Below are 4,167 nucleotides of genomic sequence, written 5' to 3' on the forward strand. Positions count from 1 at the left end.
CAGCCTGTCCTGCGCCATCTCGACGGCGATTTTCAGCGCCGCCTTGGCGGTGCGCTTGCCGGACCGGGTCTGCAGCATCCACAATTTGCCGCGCTCGATGGTGAATTCGAGATCCTGCATGTCGCGGTAGTGCTTCTCCAGACTGTCGGAGATGGTGACAAAGGACTGGAACGCGTCAGGCATCAGCTTCTGCAGCGACGGCCTGTCCGAGCCAGCTGCGATACGTGCCGCTTCGGTGATGTTCTGCGGCGTGCGGATGCCGGCGACGACGTCCTCGCCCTGCGCGTTCACCAGGAACTCGCCATAAAGCATCTTTTCGCCGGTCGAAGGGTTGCGCGTGAAGGCAACGCCGGTGGCCGAGGTTTCGCCCATATTGCCGAACACCATGGCCTGGACGTTGACCGCCGTGCCCCAGCTTTCGGGAATGTCGTGCAGCCGGCGATAGGTGATGGCGCGGTTGTTCATCCAGCTCGAGAACACGGCTGATATCGCGCCCCAGAGCTGCTCATGCGGATCCTGCGGAAAGGGCCTGCCGAGCTCTTCCTCGACCTTGGCCTTGTAGAGCGCGATGACGCCTTGCCATTCGAGCGCCGTGAGTTCGGTGTCGAGCTCGTGCCCGAGCCCGCCTTTCTGATCCTCCAGGATTTCCTCGAACACCTCATGGTCGAGGCCCATGACGACGTCGGAATACATCTGGATGAAGCGGCGGTAGCTGTCATAGGCAAAGCGCGCGTCGCCGGAATCGGCGGCCAGCGCCTCGACCGTCTCGTCGTTCAGGCCGAGATTGAGCACGGTATCCATCATGCCGGGCATCGAGGCGCGAGCGCCCGAACGCACCGACACCAGCAGCAGTTTCGACGGGTCGCCGAACCGACGGCCGGTCAGCCGGCCGATGTGATCGAGCGCGACCGCGACATCGGCTTCCAACCCGGCCGGATAAATACGGCCGTTGGCGTAGTAGGCGTTGCAGACCTCCGTGGTGATGGTGAAGCCCGGCGGCACCGGCAGCCCCAGGCTGCACATCTCGGCCAGGTTGGCGCCCTTGCCACCCAGGAGATTCCTGTCGCTGGCACGGCCTTCCGCCGCACCATCGCCAAAGGTGAAAACCCATTTGGTCATGCATCGCTCCGGTTGCAGGAGACTGGAAAGATTGGCGAAACGGAAAGTTCCGCCGGTCCGTCCTTGGAGCGATATGATGCTGCAGTGCGAAAGGCAAGACATCGGCAAAGCCACCTGGCCACTACAATCGATTAAGCAAAGCCGTGCTCCAGCATGCGGCAAAAAGACTTGCCAAGTCAGGAATTCTGGAGTAGAACATACAGTGAACAAACAGGTGCGCCATGAAACTGCCCGGAAAACTCGACTATCTGGAAATGCCCGCGACCGGTGGAACGCTGGACCGGCTGAAGGCTTTCTACAGTACCGCCTTTGCCTGGTCGTTCACCGGCCTTTGCCGAAGGCCTGGACGGAGGCTTCCAGGCAGATGCCGCGGAAGCGCCATCAAAGCCGCTGCCCGTGCTCTACAGCAGGGATCTGGAGCAAACCCTCGACGCTGTCGAAAGCGCCGGCGGCACGATTGTCAAACCGATCTTCCCGTTCCCCGGCGGCCGGCGCTTCCACTTCGTCGATCCAGCCGGAAACGAGATGGCGGTGTGGTCCGAATAGCCCGCTGCATATCATTTGCCAGCGCTGCGTTGCCTGCCCAATTCGAGCGTTCCAACCGTCACTCATAAGGATTGTGCTTTTTGGCTGCTCTGCTAATAACGCGCCGCACAAGCGACTCTGACGGCAATTGGGGCGTCGCCAAGTGGTAAGGCATCGGTTTTTGGTACCGACATTCCCAGGTTCGAATCCTGGCGCCCCAGCCAATCACTTTTTTTCTGGTGATGGCAGCGCGGTTGTCCCCAGCCCAGGCATGCCAGTGTCGTTGCAGACCAGCCCTGGTGCCGTTCTCCTCCGACAGGGGGGCGTGCTCGACCAAGCAGTCCATTCCAACCCGCGCCGCTTTCTGCTTGAATGACCCTCGACGTCCCGCAACGGAGCATCGGCCTATCTCAAACGATCCCTTCGCTTCCTTGCAGCAACGTTTCCTTGCCCGGTGTGCGGATCGGCTCGTGGAGTTGAAGGCCGCCCGTGAGAGGAGGGCTGTGCCCGGCAGCAGTTCCGGCGATACGCTGATCGGGATCGCTCACTCGCTGGCGGGTGGGGCCGGAACGTTCGGCTTTCCGGATATCAGCGTGCGAGCGTCCGAGCTTGAGACGTTGCTGATCGAGCGGTCGGATGTCGCACATACTGCGCTCGATGCGCTTATTGCGGAGATCGAGCGGACGCTGAAGTGACTCAGCCGAAGAGGCTCACTTCTTCGGCCCAGTCAGGCCGGTCCTGGTCATCTCGCCCCAGCTCTGGTCGGCGCGCAGATACTGCCACCAGCCCTTCACACGCCAGAAATTGTTGAGCTGGCGGTAGCCGAAATTCTCGATCACCGCCACGGCCGTGAGTACGGCAAGGTCCCGCGCGCGCGGAAAACGCTGAAGCTCGGCTTCTTCGAGAACCAGCGAACACACGCTCACGCAAACGCCGTAGGTGAAAACCAGCGACGTGAATGCCAAGAGATATTCGGTCGAGAGGATGCCGAGTAGCCAAAAGGCCGGGATCAGCACATAGCCCAGCACCTCCGATATGGGCCCAAGCACATCGACAATCAGTATGTGACCAAATCCGAGGAAGCCGACCCGCCCATAGCGGGGGTTGAAGAGCATGGAGCGGTAGCGGAAGAAGCACTCGAGCGCACCGCGCTGCCAGCGCGTGCGTTGCCTGGCCAGAACGCGCAGTGACTCGGGTGCTTCTGTCCAGCACACCGGCTCCGGAATGAACTGGATGCGGTATTTGCGTTTGGTGTCCATCATGTGGCGATGCAGCTTGATCACAAGGTCCATGTCCTCGCCCATCGATCCCTTGGTGAAGCCGCCAACCGCCACCACTTCGGCGCGGCGGAACACGCCGAAGGCGCCGGACACCAGCATCAACGTGTTGATGCGGCTCCAGGCCAGCCGTGCCATAAGGAAGGCCCGCAGATATTCGACCACTTGGAACAGTGCCAGCAACCGGCTGGGCAGGCGGATCTCGCGCACCCTGCCCGCTTCGATCCTCGATCCGTTGGCGATGCGGATCGTGCCGCCGACGGCGATGGTGCGCTCGGGATCGTCGATGAAGGGCTGGGCCGCGCGCATCAGTGCGTCGGGCTCGAGGATGGAGTCGCCGTCGATCACACAAAAGAGAGGCGCGCGGCAGACATTGACGCCGGCATTCTGGGCATCGGCCTTGCCGCCATTTTCCTTGTCGACCACGAACAGCCGTTCTGTCATCGGCGAGGAATAGAGGCCGCGGATCGGCTTGTGTGTCAGGGCCTCCTCATAGGGTCGGTGGAATTTCACCAGTTTGAAGCCTTCGATAAGGCGCTGCAGAGTCTGATCCTTCGAGCCGTCGTTGATGACGATGACCTCGAAATTCGGATATTCGAGCGCCAGCATCGAGTGCACGCTCTCGACCACATTCACTTCCTCATTGTAGGCGGGCACCAGCAGCGCGATCGGCGGCGCTACGTCGCCATAGCGGTGCCACAGCAGAGCCGAACGCGCGACCGGCGGGCGCTTGGACAGGGCGTAGGCGGCGATGATGAGCTGCAGCAGGTAGATCGCCGTCTGCGCCAGCCCCGCCCCGATGATGAACCAGGACAGGATGGAGGCCCCCAGAACGATCTCTTGGCTCCAGTCGAACATCAGGTGGCTGGCCCCTCGGCGAGGATCAGCGAGGCCGTGCGCTGCCTGCGCGAGACGTCGCTGGCGGCGATCTCGCGCAGCACCTGCTCTCCCTTCTGGCCGAACGAGCGGAGCGCGTTGGCAGCGGCGTAGCGCACAGTCCATGCCTCGTCGTCCATAAGCTGCGCGAGGGGCGCGGCGAGTTCAGACAGGCCGAGGCGGCCCGCCGCGTCGGCAGCGTCGGCGCGTACATCCCAGCCGCCATTTTCCATCGCCTTGATCAGGATGGCCGGCGCATTGGCATGTCCGGTCAGGCCGAGTGCCCGCAATGCGGCTGCGGTAACCTCCGGCGACGGATCGCCGGCCGCGCGGGCAAAGAACTCACCAAACCGGAACCCGCCGTTGCGGG

At 62.6% G+C, this 4,167-nt stretch carries 4 protein-coding genes, 1 tRNA gene and 1 pseudogene; 3 read left to right on the forward strand and 3 right to left on the reverse strand.

All coding sequences use genetic code 11. The annotated features are described in order from the left end of the window. Positions 1 to 1,119: PEP/pyruvate-binding domain-containing protein (locus EN964_RS27000; protein ID WP_127276959.1), on the reverse strand; the 1,119-nt coding region annotated here is incomplete at its 3' end. A 221-nt stretch (positions 1,120 to 1,340) separates the two neighbouring features. Between EN964_RS27000 and EN964_RS27005 the strand changes: the two are divergent. The 3 genes and pseudogenes from EN964_RS27005 (at position 1,341) to EN964_RS39145 (ending at position 2,339) form a co-directional block, all read left to right on the forward strand. Beyond that, positions 1,341 to 1,665 (forward strand): annotated as a pseudogene (locus EN964_RS27005) (VOC family protein). 128 nt (positions 1,666 to 1,793) lie between these two features. Next, positions 1,794 to 1,868, forward strand: a tRNA-Gln gene (locus EN964_RS27010). Between the two features lie 18 nt (positions 1,869 to 1,886). Next, positions 1,887 to 2,339, forward strand: coding sequence for an Hpt domain-containing protein (locus EN964_RS39145; protein WP_127269370.1), 453 nt, complete (start codon positions 1,887 to 1,889; stop codon positions 2,337 to 2,339). A 15-nt stretch (positions 2,340 to 2,354) separates the two neighbouring features. On the opposite strand, the gene EN964_RS27020 is transcribed toward EN964_RS39145, so the two are convergent. Together EN964_RS27020 and EN964_RS27025 are read right to left on the reverse strand one after the other, a co-directional pair. After that, on the reverse strand, positions 2,355 to 3,779 hold the full coding sequence (locus EN964_RS27020) for a glycosyltransferase family 2 protein (RefSeq protein ID WP_127269369.1): 1,425 nt from the start codon (positions 3,777 to 3,779) through the stop codon (positions 2,355 to 2,357). After that, a partial coding sequence (locus EN964_RS27025) for a HEAT repeat domain-containing protein (protein ID WP_164776015.1) occupies positions 3,779 to 4,167 on the reverse strand: 389 nt, incomplete at its 5' end. The genes EN964_RS27020 and EN964_RS27025, both read right to left, overlap by 1 nt.

It is taken from the genome of Mesorhizobium sp. M7A.F.Ca.CA.001.10.2.1 (genome assembly GCF_003998575.1).
Lineage (GTDB): Bacteria > Pseudomonadota > Alphaproteobacteria > Rhizobiales > Rhizobiaceae > Mesorhizobium.

Coding starts and splice junctions, on each gene's coding strand:
- EN964_RS39145 (WP_127269370.1), top strand. CDS start 1,887: ATGGCAGCGCGGTTGTCCCCAGCCCAGGCATGCCAGTGTCGTTGCAGA.
- EN964_RS27020 (WP_127269369.1), bottom strand. CDS start 3,779: ATGTTCGACTGGAGCCAAGAGATCGTTCTGGGGGCCTCCATCCTGTCC.